Genomic DNA, 19,723 nt, shown 5'->3' on the forward strand with positions numbered 1-19,723 from the left:
ACTGTCAAAGGCGGGTCGGGGCCGGTTTGCGGGGGCATGAGCCGCATGGATGCGGCGACTGAGCCCCCATGGATGGGTTCACGGCGTCCCCCGCAAACCGGCACCGTCCCGCCAAATCAGAGGAACCGTTGGCCACCGGCTGTTCGCCAGAATGCATGAAGCAGCCGGGCAAAGCCCGGCTCTACGGGATCGCATGCATGAAGCAGCCGGGCAAAGCCCGGCTCTACGGCATCCCATGCAGGACGTTGACGTCAAAATTCCGGCAACGAAGAACCGTCGCAGTTCGGCACGCCCTTTGCATGTAGCCAGGAAGCAATCCAATGGAGCTTCCCTCGTGGCCGCAGCCGCCGACAAAACCAAGAAATCCGCCGACAAGGACAAGGCCGCCAAACCGCGCAGCCCGCTCCTGATCACGGCCCTCATCGCCGTGCTGGCCGCTGGCGCCGCCGGTGGCGGCGTGTGGTACTTCACCCAGTCCCACGACGAGAAGTCCTCCACCAAGCCGGCGGCTGCCAAATCTGCCGTGCCTGCGCCCGCCCAGTACTTCGGCCTCGAGCCGCCGTTCGTCGTCAACCTCAACAGCAGCTTCGACGGCCCGCGCTACCTGCAGGTCGAAGTCCAGCTCATGACCCGCGACCCGGCTGCGCTTGAAGCCATCAAACTTCATGCCCCGGCCATCCGCGCCAAACTGCTCATGCTGTTCTCCCAGGTCGAACCGGCGCAGATCGCCGACCGCGCCGGCAAAGAACGCCTGCAGGCGGATTCCCTGGCCGAAGTCCAGAAACTGCTCAAGGCCGAAACCGGCAGCAAGGGCGCCGACGAACTGCTGTTCACCAGCTTCGTCACCCAGTAAGGGCCTGCCATGAATGACCTGCTTTCCCAGGACGAAATTGATGCCCTGCTGCACGGCGTGGATTCCGGTGCCGTTGAAACCGAGGTCGACGCCGTCGCCCCCGGCGAGGCGCGCAACTACGACTTTGCCAGCCAGGACCGCATCATCCGTGGGCGCATGCCGACCCTGGAAATGGTCAACGAGCGTTTCGCCCGGTTGTGGCGCATCGGCCTGTTCAACCTCATCCGCCGCTCCGCCGAACTGTCCGTGCGCGGCATCGAGTTGATCAAATTCAACGACTACATGCATTCCCTGTATGTACCGACCAACCTCAACCTCATCCGCTTCAAGCCCCTGCGCGGTACCGGCCTGATCGTCTTCGAGCCGACTCTTGTCTTCGCCATCGTCGACAACTTCTTCGGCGGCGACGGGCGCTACCCCACCCGCATCGAAGGCCGCGAATTCACCGCCACCGAAATGCGCGTCATCCACCTTCTGCTCAAGCAGACCTTCGCCGACCTGCGCGAAGCCTGGGCGCCGGTCATGGATGTCGAACTCGAATACATCAACTCCGAAATCAACCCGCACTTCGCCAACATCGTCACCCCGCGCGAGTATGTCGTCGTCTGCCGCCTGCATGTCGAACTTGATGGCGGTGGCGGCGACATCCACGTCACCCTGCCGTATTCCATGCTCGAGCCGATCCGCGAACTGCTCGACGCCGGCATCCAGAGCGACCGCAATGATCGTGACGAGAGCTGGGGCACCATGCTGCGCGAGCAGCTGAACATCGCCGAAGTCACCCTTTCCAGCGTATTGGCCACCAAGCGCATGAGCCTGCGTGACCTCACCAAACTCAAGATCGGCGACATCCTGCCCATCGACCTGCCGCCGCAGGTGCCGCTGTGCGTCGAGAACATTCCCGTCTTCACCGGCCAGTTCGGCGTCGCCAACGGCATGAACGCCGTAAAGATCACCGCTACCCACCCGCCGGGCACCCGCCCGCGTGCTCCCGTAATCCAGGAAGACCCGCAATGAACGACGATATCGAAACCAACGAACCGGCACCGGCGCAGTTCACCACCCTGCAGTCCGACGATACCAGCGGCCCGGACCTGAACCTGGACGTCATCCTCGATGTGCCGGTCACCCTGTCCCTGGAAGTCGGCCGCGCGCGCCTGCCGATCCGCAACCTGCTGCAGCTCAACCAGGGTTCGGTCGTCGAACTCGAACGCGGTGCCGGCGAATCGCTGGACGTGTTCGTCAACGGCACCCTCATCGCCCACGGCGAAGTCGTCGTCATCAACGACCGCTTCGGCGTGCGCCTGACCGACGTCGTCAGCCCGAGCGAACGGATCCGGAGACTGCGTTGATTTCCCTGGCACTCCTCGCCGCCGGCACGCCCGCCGTCAAGGTGGGCCAGCATGCCGCCGCTGCACCGAGCATGTTCGGTGCCGTGCTGGCCCTGCTCGCCGTGCTGGCCCTGATCGTCGGCCTGGGCTGGGTGCTCAAGCGCATGCCCGGCAGTGGCTTCAAGCCCGCCGAAGGCCTGCGCGTCGTGGCAAGCCTCAACGTGGGTGCCAAGGAACGCGTCGTCGTGGTCGAGGTCAACGGCGAGCAGCTGCTGCTGGGCGTCACCGCCGGTGGCATCAACACCCTGCACCGCCTGCCCGACCCGCTGCCCACCCCGGAACCGGCACGCCTGCCGGACTTCAAAAATCTGCCGAATTTCGCCCAGCTGCTGCAACAGCGGCTGCGCAAGGAACCCTGATCATGCGTGGCCCCCGAGCATCCTGGACCCGTTACCTGCCGTTGCTGCTGACCCTGCTGCTGTGCGCCCTGCCGGCGCTGGCCATGGCCGCGCCCGGCCTGCCTGGTGGCACCCCGTTGCCGGACGTGACCGTCGGCAAGATCGGCGGCCAGTCGGTCAGCCTGCCGCTGCAGACCCTGCTGCTGATGACCGCGATCACCCTGATCCCGTCGATGCTGCTGGTCCTCACCGCGTTCACCCGCATCATCATCGTGCTGGGCCTGCTGCGCCAGGCGCTCGGCACCGGCCAGACCCCGTCCAACCAGGTCCTGCTGGGCCTGGCCCTGTTCCTGACCGCCATGGTCATGCTGCCGGTATGGCAGAAGGCGTGGGGCAGCGGCATGGCGCCCTACCTCAATGGCGAGATCGACTTCCAGACCGCCTGGACCCTGACCACCCAGCCGCTGCGTGCCTTCATGCTGGCGCAGATCCGCGAAACCGACCTGATGACCTTCGCCGGCATGGCCGGGCATGGCACCTACGCCAGCCCCGACGCCATTCCGTTCCCGGTGCTGGTCGCCTCGTTCGTCACCAGCGAACTGAAGACCGCCTTCGAAATCGGCTTCCTCATCTTCATCCCGTTCGTGATCATCGACCTGGTCGTGGCCAGCGTGCTGATGTCGATGGGCATGATGATGCTCTCGCCGATGCTGGTCTCCGCGCCGTTCAAGATCCTGCTGTTCGTTCTTGTCGACGGCTGGGTGCTGGTGGTGGGCACGCTTGCCGCCAGCTTCAACGCGGTCTGAGGCTGACATGACTCCCGAACTTGCCCTGACCGAACTGCGCGGTGGACTCATCACCGTGCTCTGGGTAGCCGGCCCCCTGCTGCTGACCGTGCTGATTGTCGGCGTCGTGGTCGGCGTGGTGCAGGCCGCCACACAGCTCAACGAGCCCACCATCGCCTTCGTCGCCAAGGCCGCGGCGCTCACGGCAGTGTTGTTTGCGCTGGGCAGCCTGTTGATCGGCCATCTGGTCGAATACACCACGCTGCTGTTCCAGCGCATTCCCCATCTGATCGGCTAGCGGACGGCTGCGATGGATTCCGCGACCCAGATGGCGGCCGACGGGCTCAATGCCTTCGGCATGATCGGCACCGTGCTGTGGACCATGCTGCGCATCGGCGCCATGATCATGGCGATGCCGTTGGTCGGCAGCCGTGCCGTGCCCGCACGCGTGCGGGTCATGCTGTCCGGCGCGCTGGCCATCGCGCTCTCGCCGATGCTGCCGCCGGTGCCGGCATGGACCGGCTTCGATGCCGCCACCGTGCTCAGCATCGCGCGCGAACTGGCCATCGGCATTTCCATCGGCTTCCTGCTGCGGCTGGTGTTCGAAGCCGGCGCCATGGCCGGCGAACTGGTGTCGCAGGGCACCGGCCTGGCCTTCGCGCAGATGAGCGACCCGATGCGTGGTGGCACTTCCGGCGTGATCGGGCAATGGTTCTACCTGCTGTTCGGCCTGCTGTTCTTCGCGGCCAACGGACACCTGGCGTTGATATCGCTGTTGATGGACAGCTACAAGGCGGTGCCGATCGGCGCTTCGCTGCCCGACATCGACGCGTTTCTGAGCGCCGCGCCGACCTTCCTGCTGCAGGTATTCCGCGGCGCGCTGACGCTGTCGTTGCCGCTGACCGTGGCGATGCTCGCGGTCAATCTCGCGTTCGGTGTGCTTGCGCGCGCCGCGCCCGCGCTCAATCCCATCCAGCTCGGCCTGCCGGTCGCGCTGCTGCTCGGGCTGTTCCTGCTCACCGTGCTGGCCGGCGAAATGGGGCCGCCCGTACAGCGCCTGTTCGATGCCGCCTTCCAGGCCGCAGACGGCGTGACCCACTAGGCAGTACGCCACCGCATTGTCGCGACACGGCCTTTCCCTACGGAATTTTGGCCAAATGGGCCTTGCGCGCCCCCCAGGGAATGCGCGTAGATTTGCGCGTACGGCAGTGGGGGATCTCTGCCGTACGCGCCACTACGAAACGAAAGTAGCGACGCCACATTCTTTCGATTGCAGATCTGACCAGGGAGAGTCATTGATGCTTATCGGCAGCTTCACACCGTGGTTGGTCGTGGTTTCGCTGCTGGTCGCCATGCTCGCGTCGTTCACGGCGCTGGACATGGCCAATCGAGTCACCACCGCGCCAACGCCGCGGCTGAGTCTGCTCTGGCTGCTGGGTGGCGGCAGTGCGATGGGGCTTGGCATCTGGTCCATGCACTTCATCGGCATGCTGGCCTTCCAGCTGCCGATTCCGCTGGGCTACGACCTAATTCTGACGACCATATCGCTACTGTCAGCCATGGCCTCGTCCGTATTCGCCCTGTGGCTGGTCTCGCGTCCCACGCTGCCGCACACACGGCTGGCGCTGGGTGCACTGTTGATGGGCAGCGGCATCGCCGCCATGCACTACCTGGGCATGGCGGCCATGCGCATGCAACCGGGCATCGACTACCACCCGGGCTGGCTGGCCCTGTCGCTGTTGATCGCGCTGGCCGCATCGTGGGTGGCGCTCTACGTTGCCTTCCGCCTGCGTCACAGCGACAACCGCCTGCGCCACCGCCTGCTTCCCGCCGCGGTGCTGGGCACGGCCATTGTCGGCATGCACTACACCGGCATGGCGGCCGCGCGGTTCCCGGAGGGAAGCATCTGCGGCGCCGCCGCCGGCGACGGCCTGCATTCCCAATGGCTCGCCGCCATCGTCATGGTGCTCACCATTGCCATCCTGGCGGTGGTGCTGCTGGTGTCGTGGCTCGACCAGCGCATGCAGGCCCAGCTGCTGCGGCTGCGCAACCAGCGCCTGCGCAGTTCACTGGAGGAGGCCTACGCAGAATTGAGCCAGGCCGCGCTGCATGATCCGCTGACCCACCTGCCCAACCGCCTGCTCCTCCAGCAACATATCGAGCAGGCGCTGGTCGATGCCGAGCAGCGCGGGCGCCGTTTCGCGCTGATGTTCATGGACCTGGACGGCTTCAAGCAGGTCAATGATGCCTATGGCCACCAGATGGGCGACGCCCTGCTCGTCGCGGTGGCCGAGCGCACCCGCAAGCTGCTGCGTCCCGACGATGTGCTGGCCCGGCTGGGCGGCGACGAATTCGTGATGGTGGTGGCGATCGAAACCGACGATGAGCTGGCTACCCTGGCCAGCCGCATCATCCAGGTGGTGGGCACCGGCACGCTGGTGCCGGGCCATGAGCTGCAGGTGACCGCCAGCATCGGCATCGCGATCTGTCCCGACCATGCCGCCACCGAGCGGCAGCTGATGAGCCATGCGGATGCGGCCATGTACCAGGCCAAGGAAGCCGGCCGCAACGCGTATGTAGTGTTCGCCGAATGGATGAATGACAGCGCCGAGCAGCAGTTCCGGCTGCTGGCCGACCTGCGCCGCGCCATCGGCACCCCGCAGCTGTTCCTGCACTACCAGCCCAAGGTGCGCGTCAGCAGCCACAAGGTCAGTGGCGCCGAGGCGCTGATGCGCTGGCGTCACCCCGAACAGGGGCTGATTCCACCGGACCGCTTCATCCGCCTCGCCGAACGTAGCGGCGTGATCAATGAGATCGGACGCTGGGCGCTGGATGAGGCCTGCCGCCAGCTGCGCAAATGGCATGACGCGGGCCACGACAGCTGGACGGTGTCGGTGAACCTGTCGCCGATCCAGCTGGGTTCGCCGCACCTGTTGGAGGACGTGCGTGAGGTGCTGCAGACCCACCGCATCGACCCGCGCCGGCTGGTGCTGGAAATCACGGAAAGCGCGGTGATGCGCGACACCGAAGCCAGCCTGCACCTGCTGCAGGCGCTGGCGCGGTTGGGCGTGGGCATCGCCATCGACGACTTCGGCACGGGCTATTCCAGCCTGCTCTACCTCAAGCGTTTGCCCGCCACGGAAATCAAGATCGACCACGCGTTCGTGCACGATCTGGAGAACAGCTCGGAAGACGTGGTGATCGTCTCGGCCATCGTCGCGCTTGGGCATGCGCTGGACATGGACATCGTGGCCGAGGGCGTGGAAACCGCCGGCCAACGTTCCTACCTGGAGCGGCTGGGCTGCGATTACCTGCAGGGCTACCTGCTGGGCCACCCGGTCGACCCGGAGCGGTTCATGCAGCTGCACGACCAGACCCGCCCGCTCATCGTGAAGGCCGAGGAATTCCAGATCGCCCAGGGCGGGCATTTCCTCGATTAGGCGGCGATCCCTTCCGCCGGTAGAGCCACCCCATGGGTGGCTGCGCTTCGCTCCGACGTCATGAACGCCTGACGGGCGGCTTCGGCCGGGTACAAACGTCGGTTGGATGATGGGGGAACGGCGTTGCATTGGCTTCGGGCACTTGTGCCGCGCTTCGCGCGGTCGCCGGGCAGACCCCGGCGCTACGAATTGTTACGTGCGCAGGACGATTTGGCTGGCCACCCCAACCGCGCAGCCAAATCAAGGGAATCGCGACATGATGGATATTTGGTAGCTGGAAACGCTGCGCGCCTTCAATATCCCGCCCCCCCTTGAAGGCAGCAAAATGATCCCGTCCATTACGTCCACCCGGCCCCCTAACCCCGCAAGTCCGGCAGGTGCAGGCCAGCTGAACTCTTCTGGCCAGGTCACTCCGTCAAGCGAAGCCACTCCAGACCAGATTCCGCGCGCCATCGTGGAGTGCGGCCTAATGAGCTACAAGTCGCTTCCGATCAACGCACCCGGCCGCGATGGTCAGAGCCAACTGCATCGAGCGGCTGAAAGGGGAGACGTCGCAGAGGTGCAGAGCCTGCTCGAGCAAGGCGGCGACATCTTCATGACAGACGGGGATGCTGCAAGGCCGCGATGTTTGGCGGTGGAGAATGGCCGTTCAGATGTCATAGGCATCCTGGATGAGTGGAGAGGCAAACTCTTCAGCCACTTTCTGACCGTCGTTGAGAAAGGCGATGTCTCCGCCGCCAAGGTCTTCAGCGAAAACACAGTGCTCTCGAGCACCGAAAGTCCGATGCTACTGACGGCGTCGGTGAAGACATGCCGCCAAGAGGAAATGGTTGCTTTTCTACTGAACACCTACAGATTCCCAGTGGTTGCACTCGATGAGAGCGCTGCCCATTTGAGAGGGAACACTCCCACTGCAGAGCCTCTTGATGCTCAATCTCAGGCAATCGAATGCCTCCTGCTTAGCCGAATCCTCTATGACAGCATCATTGAATGGAAGCTGCCGGAGCTGAAGAGCTGGACACAACGCGTGCCACGTTTCAACATTGATCAGAAATGGAACGGGAAAACGACCCTGCATCTTGTTGCAGCATACGGGCGGATCAAAGGCGTCGAGAAGGCCCGCATCCTGATTGAACTCGGCGCCAATACTTCTGCAGAGAACGATGACGGATTGACGGCTGAGCAACTTGCCATGTGCCATGGCAGGGATGACGTAGCCGCTGTTCTTCGCGGTGCGCGTTGACGTAGCGCATGTAGCGAGCCACATGGCTCGGCTTACGGTGGCGGCCGGTCATCGATGTCCGTAGGGGCCGCACTTACATCTGTGACACCTTCAGCAGAAGACGCGTGCGAACAACGTACCCGACATGCCGGCTCGGCCTGTACGCCCGACCTGCCACACTGGTTTGGTTGGCCGGGACTAAGGTTATGCCGCGATCAGCATTGTTTGACCGAGAACCGTGGGATTCGTCGCGAAGCAAGGATGATGCACATCAACGTCGCAGCAGGCGGTTGGGATGCGTGTTGTGTGCCGTCTCTTCGTTCCGGGTTCGTGGACAGTGACGGATGTCTTCGGCCGGGTCTAAACGTAGGTTGGATGTTGGGGAATGGCGTCGCATCGGCTTCGGACGCTTGTGCCGCGCTGCGCGCGGTTGCCGCGCATGGCGTGGCACTACGTATCCTCGCGCACGTTCATCGCGTAGAGCCACCCCATGGGTGGCTGCAACATCACACCGCGCGCAACACCACCGCCCCGGCGACAATCAACCCGGCCGCCACCCACCGCCGCCGATGCACCCGCTCTCGCAACACCAGAGCGGAAATCACCACCCCGAACAGGATCGAAGTCTCCCTCAGCGCGGAGATCATCGCCACGGGCGCCTGTGTCATCGCCCACAACACCACGCCATAGGAGGTCAGCGTTCCTATGCCGCCCACAATGCCATATCCCCAATTCCCCCGCGCGTAAGCCGCCAGCATCGGTGCACGCGTACACAACGCCCAAATCAGCAGCGGCAAACCCGACAGCAGGAACAACCATAGCGTATAGCCCACGGTCGAACCGGACTGCCGCGCGCCCCATGCATCCACGAGCGTGTACGTGGCAATTACGCCCGCATTGATCAACGGCAGCCACATCTGCCGCCGTCCGATCCCGTGCGACATGCACAGGATGCCAGCACAGATCAGCCCGATGCCCGCCCAGGCCCACAGCGGCAGAGTCTCACCCAGCAACAGTGCGCCCACCAGCGCCACCAGGATCGGCGCGCAGCCGCGCATCAACGGGTAGGCTGCGCTCATGTCGGTCAGCCGATAGGTACGCGCCACAAGCAGGTAGTAGCCGGCCTGCAACACGGTGGACGCGGCCAGCCAAGGCCAGCTGCGCGGCGCAGGCGCGGCAACGAACGGCAAACAGATCGCGGCGATCACCGCCGCTGAGCCGGTGACCAGAATCGTGGTGAACAGCGTATCGCTGCCGCGCTTGACGATGGCATTCCAGCTGGCGTGCAGCAGCCCGGCGAACAGCACGGTGCAGAACAGGAAAGGCGACATCAGGACCTGCGGCAGCCAGTTGATCGCAGATGATGCCATCGATGATGCCCGCGCAGCTGGGGCTGCCGGACAGGTGCTGGTGCTGGTGCTGGTGCTGGTGCTGGTGCTGGTGCTGGTGCTGGTGCTGGTGCCGGTGCCGGTGCCGGTGTCGGTGTCGGTGTCGTTGGCGGTCGCGGTCGCGGTCGCGGTAGGGTCGCATCCCGATCGACTGCACGTACGTTTCCCACGTTCGATGCTGGCATGACCACCGTCGAAAAGCGCTTCTTCGCCCCCGGGTCATGCGTTACCCGACGTTGAGCGCGCAACGGCGATCATTTGGGAACCGATTCTACCGCCCATCACCGTCACGATTCCGTGTCATCACGCCCGCCGTTTCCGGGCACTTGGCCGTCATGGAACGGTTCTTGCACCACCCCGGGGAATCCCCGCGGTGCCCTGCTCCCGATGTCCGACGAAGAACAAGCCGGCGAAAAAACCGAACAACCTACCGAAAAACGCCTGCGCGACGCCCGGGAACAGGGCAACATCCCGCGTTCGCGCGAGCTGGCCACCGCCGCCGTGTTCGGCGCGGCGGTGCTGGCGCTGATGGCGTTTTCGGGGGGCATCGCCACCAACAGCAAAGAGTGGATGAAGGTCGCCCTCACCCCGGAGCCGGGCTTGCGCGCTGAACCACTGGGGCTGTTCAACCACTTCGGGCACCTGTTCCTGCAGCTGATGCTGGCGCTGTGGCCGCTGCTGCTGGTCTGCCTGCTGGCCAGTTTCCTGGCGCCGGTGGCCATGGGCGGGCTGCGCTGGTCCAACAAGTCGCTGATGCCCCAGTTCAACCGGCTCAGCCCGATGGCCGGCATGAAGCGCCTGTACGGCCCGGAGGCCGTCGCCGAATTCACCAAGTCCCTGCTGCGCATCGTGTTCGTCGGCACCGCCGCCGGGCTGGTGGTGTGGCATGGCATCCGCGGGCTGCGCGACCTGATCCACCAGCCGCTGGAGGCCGCCATGGTCCACGGGCTGGGCTTCACCCTGAAGCTGATGCTGGCCACCGGCGGGGCGATGATGCTGCTGGCCGCCATCGACGCCCCGTACCAGCGCTGGAACTGGATGCGCAAGCTGAAGATGACCCGTGAAGAGCTGCGCCGGGAAATGAAGGAAAGCGAGGGCAGCCCCGAGGTGAAGGGCCGCATCCGCCAGCTGCAGCAGCAGATGTCCAACCGCCGGATGATGGAGGCGGTGCCCACCGCCGACGTGGTCGTGGTCAACCCGACCCACTACGCCGTGGCCCTCAAGTACGACGGCGGCAAGATGGGCGCCCCCACCGTGGTGGCCCTGGGCGTGGACGAAACCGCCCTGCGCATCCGTGAAGTGGCCGACGGCAACAAGGTCGCCATCGTCTCGGCGCCGCCTTTGGCACGCGCCTTGTATCGGGAAGGTCAACTTGGAAAGGAAATTCCCGTGAGACTGTATTCGGCCGTTGCCCAGGTCCTGTCCTACGTCTACCAGCTGCGCACCTGGCGGGGCGGCCCGATGCCGGCCGCGCCCAGCATCGACGTGGATGAACACGGCAAGGGAGGCCGCGCATGAGCGCCCAGCCCGCCGGAATGAACACCCGCCGCGCCCTGGACATGATCCGCAACGGCCTGGGCGCCCCGCTGATCGTGCTGGCCCTGCTGGCCATGGTGGTGGTGCCGCTGGCCGCGCCGGTGCTCGATGCGCTGTTCACCTTCAACATCGCCATCTCGCTGATGGTGCTGCTGGCGGTGGTCTACGTGAAGCGCCCGTTGGACTTCACCATCTTCCCGATCGTGCTGCTGATCACCACCATGCTGCGGCTGGCGCTGAACGTGGCCTCCACCCGCGTGATCCTGCTCAACGGCCAGAACGGCCACGAGGCGGCCGGCAAGGTGATCGCCGCCTTCGGCGAGTTCGTGATCGGCGGCAACTACGCCGTCGGCATCGTGGTGTTCGCGATCCTGACCATCATCAACTTCGTGGTCATCACCAAGGGTGCCGGGCGTGTGTCCGAAGTGACCGCGCGTTTCATCCTGGACGCCATGCCCGGCAAGCAGATGGCCATCGACGCCGACCTCAACGCCGGTTTGCTGACGCGTGAAGAAGCCAAGCTGCGCCGTGAGGAGGTCCGCGAGGAAGCCGACTTCTACGGCGCGATGGACGGTGCCAGCAAGTTCATCCGCGGCGACGCCATCGCCGGCATCCTCATCCTGTTCATCAACATGCTCGGCGGCCTGGCCGTCGGTGTGCTCCAGCACGGCATGCCGTTCGGCGAGGCCGCCGCTACCTACACCCTGCTCTCCATCGGTGACGGTCTGGTGGCGCAGCTGCCCGCCCTGCTGGTGTCGTCGGCGGTGGCCATGCTGGTCACCCGTGCCTCGCGTTCGCAGGACATGGCCCAGGCCATGATGGGCCAGGTGTTCGGCCAGCACCGCGCGCTGGCCATCGCGGCCGGCATCCTGATCCTCGTCGGCCTGGTGCCGGGCATGCCCAACGTCGCCTTCTTGACGCTCGGCGGCATCCTGGCCTTCATCGCCTGGAAGATGTGGAAGAAGAGCGTGCTGGCCCAGCGTGCGGCCGAGGCCCCGGCCAGCGGGCCGACCACCGCCCTCGGCCTGCCCGCCGGCACGCCCTCGCCCACCGCCGAACTGACCTGGGACGAGCTGCGCCCGGTCGATCCGCTGGGCCTGGAGGTCGGCTACCGGCTGATCCCGCTGGTGGACAAGAACCAGGGCGGCGAGCTGATGGCCCGCATCAAGGGCGTGCGCCGCAAGCTCACCCACGACATCGGCTTCCTGATTCCCTCGGTGCACATCCGCGACAACCTGGAACTGGGGGCCACCGCCTATCGCCTGCTGATTCACGGCGTGCCGGTGGCCACGGCCGAGATCCACCCCGATCGGGAACTGGCACTGGACCCGGGCAGCGCGCTCGGCGCGCTGGAAGGCATTGCCGGCAAGGACCCCGCCTTCGGCCTGGACGCCACCTGGATCCAGCCGCACCAGCGCGCCCACGCCGAATCGATGGGCTACACCGTGGTCGACCCGGCCACCGTGGTCGCCACCCATCTGTCGCACCTGATCCGCGAACACGCCCCGGAACTGCTGGGCCACGAAGAGGTGCAGCAGCTGCTGGCCAACCTGGCCAAGAGCGCGCCGAAGCTGGTGGAAGACCTCAGCCCCAAGGCGCTGCCGCTGTCGGTGGTGGTGCGCGTGCTGCAGAACCTGCTGATCGAACGCATTCCGATCCGCCAGCTGCGCAAGATCGCCGAATCGCTGGTGGAAACCGCGCCGCAGAGCCAGGACCCGGGCGTGCTCACCGCGGCGGTACGCAACGCGCTGGGGCGTTTCATCGTGCAGGAGATCGCCGGCATGTCGCCCGAGCTGCCGGTATTCACCCTCAACCCGCAATTGGAACGTGTCTTGCAGGAGTCCACTCAGGGCAACGGCGCAGCGCTGGAACCCGGACTCGCCGAGCGACTGCATCAAAGCCTGGCCGAATGTGTCGGCAAGCAGGAAGCGAAGAACGAGCCCGCGGTGGTGTTGGTGCCCGGACCGGTACGTGCCGCGCTGGCACGGCTGGTACGGCACAGCGTCCCCTCGCTGTCGGTACTGGCCTACAGCGAGGTGCCTGAGGACAAGCGGTTGAAGCTGGTCGGCACGATCAGCTGAGCCGGAACTCCGACAGCACCGCGTCAGAAAACAGACACCCCCATTTCGATATCACCGCAGCAGGACACCAAGGGAATCCCGGACCGTGCAGACCACCGACAACCAGCGTTTCCCTTCGACCCCCCAGCCGCCCCAGTCCCGGTACCACAGCATGAAAATCAAACGCTTCGTCGCTCCCGATATGCGCTCTGCCATGAACCTGGTGCGCAAGGAGCACGGTCCGGATGCCGTGATCCTGTCCAATCGCCGGATCGAAGAAGGCGTCGAAATCGTGGCGGCCGCCAACTATGACGAAGGCGCCGTGCAGCGTGCACTGGAAGCGGCCCGCAAGGACGTCGCACCGCCGCCGCCGGCCCCGCGCCCGCGCAACGCCGCCGATGCGGTGATTGCCGCCGTGACCCGGCGCAAGGCGCCGGTCGCCGCACCGGAACCGGTGGCCGCCACCACTTCCGCGGTTGCCGCCCTGGCCCGCGCCGCCGTCGGCGCGACCGGTCGCACCCTGGACACCGCCAACGAAATCGTGCCGCCGCCGGGCAGCAGCGGCTTCGCCGCCACCCTGGCCCGCGCCACCGTGCAGCCGGCCGACCGCCTGCCGGAGCAGATCTTCGCGCCGTTCAACGTCGAGCAGGCCGCCGCCGCCGAGCGCGCGCCCCGCGCCGCGTTGGTGGATGCAACGCCCGCCGTGACCGTTCCGGTTCGCAGCGAGGCACCGGCCGCGCCCAACCGCGCCCGTTTCATCATCGACCCGCCGCTGGACGAGGCCCCGCTGTTCGAGATGCACGCGCCGGTCAGCCGCGCCAGCGTTCCGCCGCAGCTGCCGCCGATTCCGCAGATGCCGTCGCAGCAGATGCAGCGCGCCCCCGTCGAGGCACCCGCCGCGCCGCTGTGGGAAACCGTGCCGGTGATCCCGGCGATGGTCTCGGCGCCGATGGCGATCGACGATTCGGCGGTGTTCGCCCCTGTCGCCCCGGTCGCCGTCATCGAGGCCGCCGCCCCGGCCGCGCCGATCGCCGCGCCGATCGCCCCGCCGGCGCTGCCGCTGCAGGCCGCCAACGAACCCGCCCCTGTCGCCGAGGTCGTTTCCGTAGCGGCACCGGCCGCCGCCGTCGCCGCGCCGCTGACCATGGTGCCGCGCGATGACGAGGAGCTGCGCCACCTGCGCCATGAAGTGGCCGGCATGCGCCAGGTCATCGAGCGCGAGATGAACCGCTTCACCGACGAACGCCTGCGCGGCTCGGCCGTGCGCGCCGCCGCGCTGGACCTGATGGACGAATACGGCTTCGATGCCGGCATCAGCCGCGACGTGGCCCTGCAGATCCCGCTGGACACCGAAGCGCATCGCGGCCGCGGGCTGATGCTGGGCCTGCTGTCCCGCAAGCTGCCGATCGCCCCGGTCGACCCGCTGGAGGCCGGTGGCGTGATCGCCCTGGTCGGCCCGACCGGCGCCGGCAAGACCACCACGATTGCAAAGCTGGCCTCGCGCTTCGCCGAAGCCCATGCCGCCCGCGACGTCGCACTGGTCACCACCGACACCGGCCGCATCGGCGCCCGCGAGCAGCTGTACGGCTTCGGCCGCCAGCTCGGCATCGCCGTGCACGAAGCCAGCAGCGGCAGCGACCTGACCCAGCTGCTGGAGCGCCTGAAGGACTACAAGCTGGTGCTGATCGACACCGCCGGCCTGGGCCCGCGCGACCGCGCCCTCGCTGCCCAGCTGCAGTGGCTGCGCGCCGCACCGCAGATCCGCACCCTGCTGGTGCTGCCGGCCAACACCAGTTTCGGCGACATGGACGAGGTGGTGCGCCGCTTCAGCGCCGCCAACCCGCAGGGCGTGGTGCTGAGCAAGCTGGACGAGACCGGCCGCTTCGGCACCGCCCTGTCGGTGGCGGTCGACCACCGCCTGCCGATCACCTGGGTGACCGATGGCCAGGACGTTCCCGAAGACCTGCACCGGGCCAGTGCGGCCAATCTTGTACTTCGCCTTGAAGATTTGCGCCGCGCGGCCGATATGCCCTGCAACCCGGAGTTGAACCATGCCGTCGCGTGAGTATGCCAAGCTGACCCAGACCTTCCCCTTGTCGGCCACCCGCAGTGCGCCGCTGGGCCCGGTCCGTACCATCGCCGTCACCGGCGGCAAGGGCGGCGTGGGCAAAACCAACGTTTCGGCCAACCTGGCCGTGGCGCTTGCCGACATGGGCAAACGCACGCTGCTGCTGGACGCCGACCTGGGCCTGGCCAACATCGACGTGATCCTGGGCCTGCAGCCCAAGCTGACCCTGGCCGACCTGGTCGCCGGGCGCTGCACGCTGGAGGAAGTGATCCTGGAAGGCCCGGGCGGCGTGCTGGTGGTCCCGGCCGCGTCCGGTCGCCGGCACATGGCCGAACTGCAGCCGGCCGAGCATGTGGGCCTGGTCAACGTGTTCTCCGAACTGGAGCGCGACCTGGATTTCATGGTGGTGGACACCGCCGCCGGCATCACCGACGGCGTGCTGACCTTCTGCCAGGCTGCCCAGGACACCGTGGTGGTGGTCTGCGACGAACCGGCCTCGATCACCGACGCCTACGCGCTGATCAAGGTGCTCTCGCGCGAGCGCGGCGTGGACCGCATCCAGGTCGTGGCCAACATGGTGCGCGACCCCAACGAGGGCCGCGTGCTCTATGAAAAGCTCAGCCGGGTCTGCGACAAGTTCCTGGCCGACGTCTCGCTGAACTACCTGGGCTGCGTGCCGCAGGACGACTGGCTGCGCCTGTCGGTGCAGCGCCAGCAGCCGGTGGTGAAAGCCTACCCGTCCAGCCCGGCCGCGCAGGCGATCACCGAGATCGCCCGCCGCACCGCCCGCTGGCAGGCCCCGACCGAGCCGCGCGGCGGCGTCGAATTCTTCCTGGAACGCATCCTCAAGCAACGCGGGGTGACCGCATGAAAGGCGCCGCACAATACAAAGAGGTCCAACGCGCTGCCGCCAACGAGTGCATTGCCCAGCACTCGGACCTGGTCCGGCGCATCGCCCACCACCTGGCCGCGCGTCTGCCCGCCAGCGTCGAGGTCGACGACCTGATCCAGGCCGGCATGATGGGCCTGATCGAGGCCTCGCGCAGCTATGACGCCGACCAGGGCGCCTCGTTCGAGACCTACGCGTCGATCCGCATCCGCGGCTCGATGATCGACGAGATCCGCCGCGGCGACTGGGTGCCGCGCTCGGTGCACCGGCGTGCGCGCGATGCCGCCTCGACCATCCGCCGACTCGAGCAGAGCACCGGCCGCGCCGCCAGCGCCACCGAAGTGGCCGCGGCGATGGACATGCCCCTGCCCGACTACCTGCGCCTGATGGAAGACGCCGCACGCGGCCAGGTGCTGAGCCTGGAATCGCGCATCGAAGACCAGGGCGAACTGGACACCGTGGCCCAGGGCGGCCCGACCCCGCAGCAGGTGCTGGAGCGCGGCGAGTTCGGGCGTGAGCTGGGCAACGCCATCGGCCTGCTGCCCGAGCGCGAACAGCTGGTGCTCTCGCTGTACTACGAGCAGGAGCTGAACCTGAAAGAGATCGGCGCGGTGCTCGGCGTCAGCGAGTCACGCGTCTGCCAGATCCACGGCCAGGCAGTGCTGCGCCTGCGTGGCCGACTGAAGATCTTCGAGGCGGCCGACGCCGGCCTTGAAAACACTTGATACCGAGGAAAGTGCTTTGAACAAGAACATGCGTATCCTGATCGTCGACGACTTCTCGACCATGCGTCGTATCGTCAAGAACCTGCTGGGCGATCTGGGCTTCACCAATACCGCCGAAGCCGAGGACGGGCATGCCGCGCTGGCCCTGCTGCAGAGCCAGCCGTTCGATTTCGTGGTCACCGACTGGAACATGCCGGTGATGACCGGCATCGACCTGCTCAAGGCGATCCGCGCCGATGCCAAGCTCAAGACGCTGCCGGTCCTGATGGTCACCGCCGAAGCCAAGCGCGAGCAGATCATCGAAGCCGCCCAGTCCGGCGTGAACGGCTACATCATCAAGCCGTTCACCGCCGCGACCCTGGAAGAAAAGCTCGGCAAGATCTTCGAGCGCCTGGCGGCGAGTGCCTGATGGAAACCCTTCGCGACAAATCGGCGTTGGTGCAGCGCCTGCAGGATGCCCTGGCCGCGCTGGAAAGCGGTGACGAAGCCGGCTGGCGCCGGGAAATCGACGCGCTGGCCGCGCTGCGCACCCAGCCGATGATGGCCGGCCTGAACCGGCTCGCGCGCGAGCTGGGCCAGGCGCTGGGCGAACTGCCCACCCTGCCCAGCGAGGCCGGTGAGCTGGACGACGCCTGCGCGCGTCTGGACCACGTGGTGGCGATGACCGAACAGGCCACCCACCGCACCCTGGACCTGGCCGAAGAGTGCCGCGCGCTCACCGAACAGCTGCGTGCCAACGGGCTCAGCCCGGACCAGGACCAGCAGTTGGACCGCATCCGCCACAACCTGACCGAGATCGCGCTCACCCAGAGCTACCAGGATCTCACCGGGCAGATCATCCGCCGCGTGGTCGGCATCGTGCGCCGCGTGCACGAAGGCTTCGGCGCGCTCGGCCTGCCGCCGCCGGAAGACCCGGCCCACAAGCGCGACAACGGCCTGGCTGGCCCGGCCGTGAGCGGCCTGGACCGCCATCAGGTGTCGCAGGTCGACGCCGACGACCTGCTTTCCGATTTGGGGCTTTGAAACCATGAGTGCTGTTCCAGACGACATTGCCGCAGACTTCATCCTCGAGGCCCAGGAGATCCTGGATCGCCTCGGCGAACAGCTGGTGTCGCTGGAGCAGTCGCCCCAGGACAGCGACCAGCTCAACGCGGTGTTCCGCGGGTTCCACACGCTCAAGGGCGGTGCCGGCTTCCTCGGCATCCAGGCCATGGTCGAACTCTGCCACGCGGCAGAGGAAACGCTGGGCATGGCCCGCTCGGGCCAGGCCGTGCTGCAGGCACATCACTTCGATGCCGGCCAGCAGTCGCTGGACTACCTGCAGTCGATGCTCGATTCGGTCGCCGCCGGCACCGAGCCGGGCTACGCGCCGCCGGAGCTGATCGCGCAGTTCGACGTCAACGGTCCGGCCACGCCGGCACCACGCGCCGCTGCGGCCACCAGCGGTGAGCTGATCACCGACGACGAGTTCGAGGCCCTGCTCGACACGCTGCACGGCGGCGCCGCACCAACCGCCGTGACGCCCACGAAAAAGACCGACGACGGCCTGATCGGCGAAGACGAATTCGAGGCCCTGCTCGACCAGCTGCACGGGGGTGCCGCGCCGGGCAGCACGAGCATTGCCGCACCGGCACCGGCCGTTGCTCCGCGTGCCGCGCCGGCGCCGGCCAAGCCGGCCGCCAACAAGCCGGTCGCCGAAGCCGAACACACCGTGCGCGTGGACACCAAGCGCCTGGACGCCATCGTCAACCTGATCGGCGAACTGGTGCTGTCGCGCAACCGGCTCAAGACGCTGCGCGCGCGCCTGCACGACGAAGAGCTCGACCGCGCCGTCTCCACGTTGGACATCGCCACCGCACGCCTGCAATCGGCGGTGATGCGCACCCGCATGCAGCCGGTGGGCAAGGTGTTCTCGCGCTTCCCCAAGGTGGCCCGCGATGTGGCGCGCAACCTGAAGAAGGAAGTGGAGCTGGAACTGATCGGCGCCGAAACCGAGCTGGACCGCAACCTGGTCGAGGCGCTGGCCGATCCACTGGTGCACCTGGTGCGCAACGCGATCGACCACGGCATCGAAATGCCTGAGCTGCGCGAGGCCCAGGGCAAGACCCGCAGCGGCAACGTGCGCCTGTCGGCACAGCAGGAAGGCGACTACGTCAGCATCGAAGTGCAGGACGACGGCGCCGGCATCGACCCCGAGCGCCTGCGCGCCAAGGCACGCGAGAAGGGCCTGATCGATCCGGAGGCCGCCGCCCGCCTGAGCAGCGAAGAGTGCCTGCACCTGGTATTCCTGCCGGGATTCTCCACCAAGCAGGAAGTCACCGACATCTCCGGCCGTGGCGTGGGCATGGACGTGGTGCAGTCGCGCATCCGTGAGCTGAGCGGCCAGATCCAGATCCAGTCCGAGCTGGGCCGTGGCAGCCGCTTCCTGATCCGGGTGCCGCTGACGCTGGCGATCCTGCCCACCCTGCTCGTGCAGGCCGGCGAGGACGTCTACGCGCTGCCGCTGGCGCGCGTGATGGAGGTGCTGCACGCGCCGAACACCTCGCTGGGCTGGTTCGACGGGCGCGCCGTGCTGGACCGCAAGTCGCACACCCTGCCGCTGGTGGACCTGCGCCATTGGCTGGCGGTCGAGCCGGTGGCCTCACCGCTGCTCACCATCGTGGTGCTGCAGGCGGGCGAAGCGCGCTTCGGGCTGGTCGTGGACCAGGTCCGTGGCCGCGAGGAAGTGGTGATCAAGCCGCTCCCCAAGGCACTGCGCGGCCTGCGCGGCTACGCCGGCGCCACCCTGATCGGCGACGGCCGCATGTCCCTGATCCTCGACGTAGACGGCCTGCGCACCCCGAATGATTGATTGACCCGGCGCAGCCACGCATGGCGTGGCTCTACGGGCCGACGGACCACCGGTAGAGCCACGCCATGCGTGGCTGAATCGCCCGAAGACCTGAAACCGTAGAGCCACGCCATGCGTGGCTGAACCACCGATAGCCCCTCAATTCAAGTCCCCCCCACGCAAGCCGATATCGGACAA

General features: G+C 66.8%; 19 protein-coding genes. 18 read left to right on the plus strand and 1 reads right to left on the minus strand.

The features are described 5' to 3' along the window. Nucleotides 1-334 precede the first annotated feature (334 nt). The 9 genes from ACOZHM_RS16845 (at nucleotide 335) to ACOZHM_RS16885 (ending at nucleotide 8,050) form a co-directional block, all read left to right on the plus strand. A complete protein-coding gene (locus ACOZHM_RS16845; RefSeq protein WP_421570470.1) occupies nucleotides 335-853 on the plus strand; it encodes a flagellar basal body-associated FliL family protein in 519 nt (172 codons plus the stop codon). 9 nt (nucleotides 854-862) lie between these two features. Beyond that, nucleotides 863-1,870, plus strand: a complete 1,008-nt coding sequence (fliM, locus tag ACOZHM_RS16850; protein WP_421570471.1) for a flagellar motor switch protein FliM — start codon at nucleotides 863-865, stop codon at nucleotides 1,868-1,870. Then, nucleotides 1,867-2,205 (plus strand): flagellar motor switch protein FliN, encoded by a 339-nt coding sequence (gene fliN, locus ACOZHM_RS16855; RefSeq protein WP_421570472.1) that lies wholly within the window; start codon nucleotides 1,867-1,869, stop codon nucleotides 2,203-2,205. The genes fliM and fliN overlap by 4 nt, the downstream gene beginning before the upstream one ends. Continuing rightward, the gene (gene fliO, locus ACOZHM_RS16860; protein ID WP_421570561.1) at nucleotides 2,205-2,603 is read left to right on the plus strand and encodes a flagellar biosynthetic protein FliO; all 399 of its coding nucleotides are present in this window, start codon (nucleotides 2,205-2,207) and stop codon (nucleotides 2,601-2,603) included. The genes fliN and fliO overlap by 1 nt, the downstream gene beginning before the upstream one ends. A gap of 2 nt (nucleotides 2,604-2,605) precedes the next feature. Beyond that, nucleotides 2,606-3,388, plus strand: coding sequence for a flagellar type III secretion system pore protein FliP (fliP, locus tag ACOZHM_RS16865; protein ID WP_421570473.1), 783 nt, complete (start codon nucleotides 2,606-2,608; stop codon nucleotides 3,386-3,388). Between the two features lie 7 nt (nucleotides 3,389-3,395). After that, entirely contained in the window at nucleotides 3,396-3,665 is a 270-nt protein-coding gene (locus tag ACOZHM_RS16870) for a flagellar biosynthetic protein FliQ (protein ID WP_017356083.1), read from the plus strand. Between the two features lie 12 nt (nucleotides 3,666-3,677). Beyond that, nucleotides 3,678-4,469, plus strand: coding sequence for a flagellar biosynthetic protein FliR (gene fliR, locus ACOZHM_RS16875; protein WP_421570474.1), 792 nt, complete (start codon nucleotides 3,678-3,680; stop codon nucleotides 4,467-4,469). 196 nt (nucleotides 4,470-4,665) lie between these two features. After that, nucleotides 4,666-6,807, plus strand: coding sequence for a putative bifunctional diguanylate cyclase/phosphodiesterase (locus ACOZHM_RS16880; protein ID WP_421570475.1), 2,142 nt, complete (start codon nucleotides 4,666-4,668; stop codon nucleotides 6,805-6,807). Nucleotides 6,808-7,276: 469 nt separating this feature from the next. Continuing rightward, nucleotides 7,277-8,050 carry a hypothetical protein gene (locus ACOZHM_RS16885; RefSeq protein ID WP_421570476.1) on the plus strand — a complete coding sequence of 258 codons (774 nt, stop codon included), beginning with the start codon at nucleotides 7,277-7,279 and terminating at the stop codon, nucleotides 8,048-8,050. A gap of 485 nt (nucleotides 8,051-8,535) precedes the next feature. Here the strand turns inward: ACOZHM_RS16885 and ACOZHM_RS16890 are convergent, their stop codons facing one another. Continuing rightward, complete coding sequence (locus ACOZHM_RS16890) at nucleotides 8,536-9,360, minus strand: SMR family transporter (protein ID WP_421570478.1); 825 nt, start codon at nucleotides 9,358-9,360, stop codon at nucleotides 8,536-8,538. A 19-nt stretch (nucleotides 9,361-9,379) separates the two neighbouring features. Here ACOZHM_RS16890 and ACOZHM_RS16895 point away from each other — a divergent pair, with 19 nt between their 5' ends. From ACOZHM_RS16895 to ACOZHM_RS16935, 9 genes are all read left to right on the plus strand, one after another. After that, complete coding sequence (locus ACOZHM_RS16895; protein ID WP_421570480.1) at nucleotides 9,380-9,604, plus strand: hypothetical protein; 225 nt, start codon at nucleotides 9,380-9,382, stop codon at nucleotides 9,602-9,604. A 200-nt stretch (nucleotides 9,605-9,804) separates the two neighbouring features. Next, the gene (gene flhB / locus ACOZHM_RS16900) at nucleotides 9,805-10,935 is read left to right on the plus strand and encodes a flagellar biosynthesis protein FlhB (protein WP_421570481.1); all 1,131 of its coding nucleotides are present in this window, start codon (nucleotides 9,805-9,807) and stop codon (nucleotides 10,933-10,935) included. Next, nucleotides 10,932-13,034 (plus strand): flagellar biosynthesis protein FlhA, encoded by a 2,103-nt coding sequence (gene flhA / locus ACOZHM_RS16905; protein ID WP_421570482.1) that lies wholly within the window; start codon nucleotides 10,932-10,934, stop codon nucleotides 13,032-13,034. The genes flhB and flhA overlap by 4 nt, the downstream gene beginning before the upstream one ends. A gap of 151 nt (nucleotides 13,035-13,185) precedes the next feature. Further along, nucleotides 13,186-15,078 carry an AAA family ATPase gene (locus ACOZHM_RS16910; RefSeq protein ID WP_421570484.1) on the plus strand — a complete coding sequence of 631 codons (1,893 nt, stop codon included), beginning with the start codon at nucleotides 13,186-13,188 and terminating at the stop codon, nucleotides 15,076-15,078. After that, nucleotides 15,065-15,952, plus strand: a complete 888-nt coding sequence (locus ACOZHM_RS16915; protein ID WP_421570485.1) for a MinD/ParA family ATP-binding protein — start codon at nucleotides 15,065-15,067, stop codon at nucleotides 15,950-15,952. Before ACOZHM_RS16910 ends, ACOZHM_RS16915 begins: the two co-directional genes overlap by 14 nt. Next, nucleotides 15,949-16,695, plus strand: coding sequence for an RNA polymerase sigma factor FliA (locus tag ACOZHM_RS16920; RefSeq protein WP_214903450.1), 747 nt, complete (start codon nucleotides 15,949-15,951; stop codon nucleotides 16,693-16,695). The genes ACOZHM_RS16915 and ACOZHM_RS16920 overlap by 4 nt, the downstream gene beginning before the upstream one ends. Nucleotides 16,696-16,711: 16 nt before the next feature. Beyond that, nucleotides 16,712-17,104: a chemotaxis response regulator CheY gene (gene cheY, locus ACOZHM_RS16925; RefSeq protein ID WP_282247230.1), complete on the plus strand. Its 393-nt coding sequence runs from the start codon at nucleotides 16,712-16,714 to the stop codon at nucleotides 17,102-17,104. Beyond that, nucleotides 17,104-17,718 carry a protein phosphatase CheZ gene (locus ACOZHM_RS16930; RefSeq protein WP_421570486.1) on the plus strand — a complete coding sequence of 205 codons (615 nt, stop codon included), beginning with the start codon at nucleotides 17,104-17,106 and terminating at the stop codon, nucleotides 17,716-17,718. Before cheY ends, ACOZHM_RS16930 begins: the two co-directional genes overlap by 1 nt. Nucleotides 17,719-17,722: 4 nt before the next feature. Next, nucleotides 17,723-19,546 (plus strand): chemotaxis protein CheA, encoded by a 1,824-nt coding sequence (locus ACOZHM_RS16935; RefSeq protein ID WP_421570488.1) that lies wholly within the window; start codon nucleotides 17,723-17,725, stop codon nucleotides 19,544-19,546. Nucleotides 19,547-19,723: the final 177 nt, after the last annotated feature.

Origin of the sequence: Stenotrophomonas sp. PD6, from assembly GCF_049199305.1 — a bacterium.
In the GTDB taxonomy this organism is placed as follows: Bacteria; Pseudomonadota; Gammaproteobacteria; order Xanthomonadales; family Xanthomonadaceae; genus Stenotrophomonas.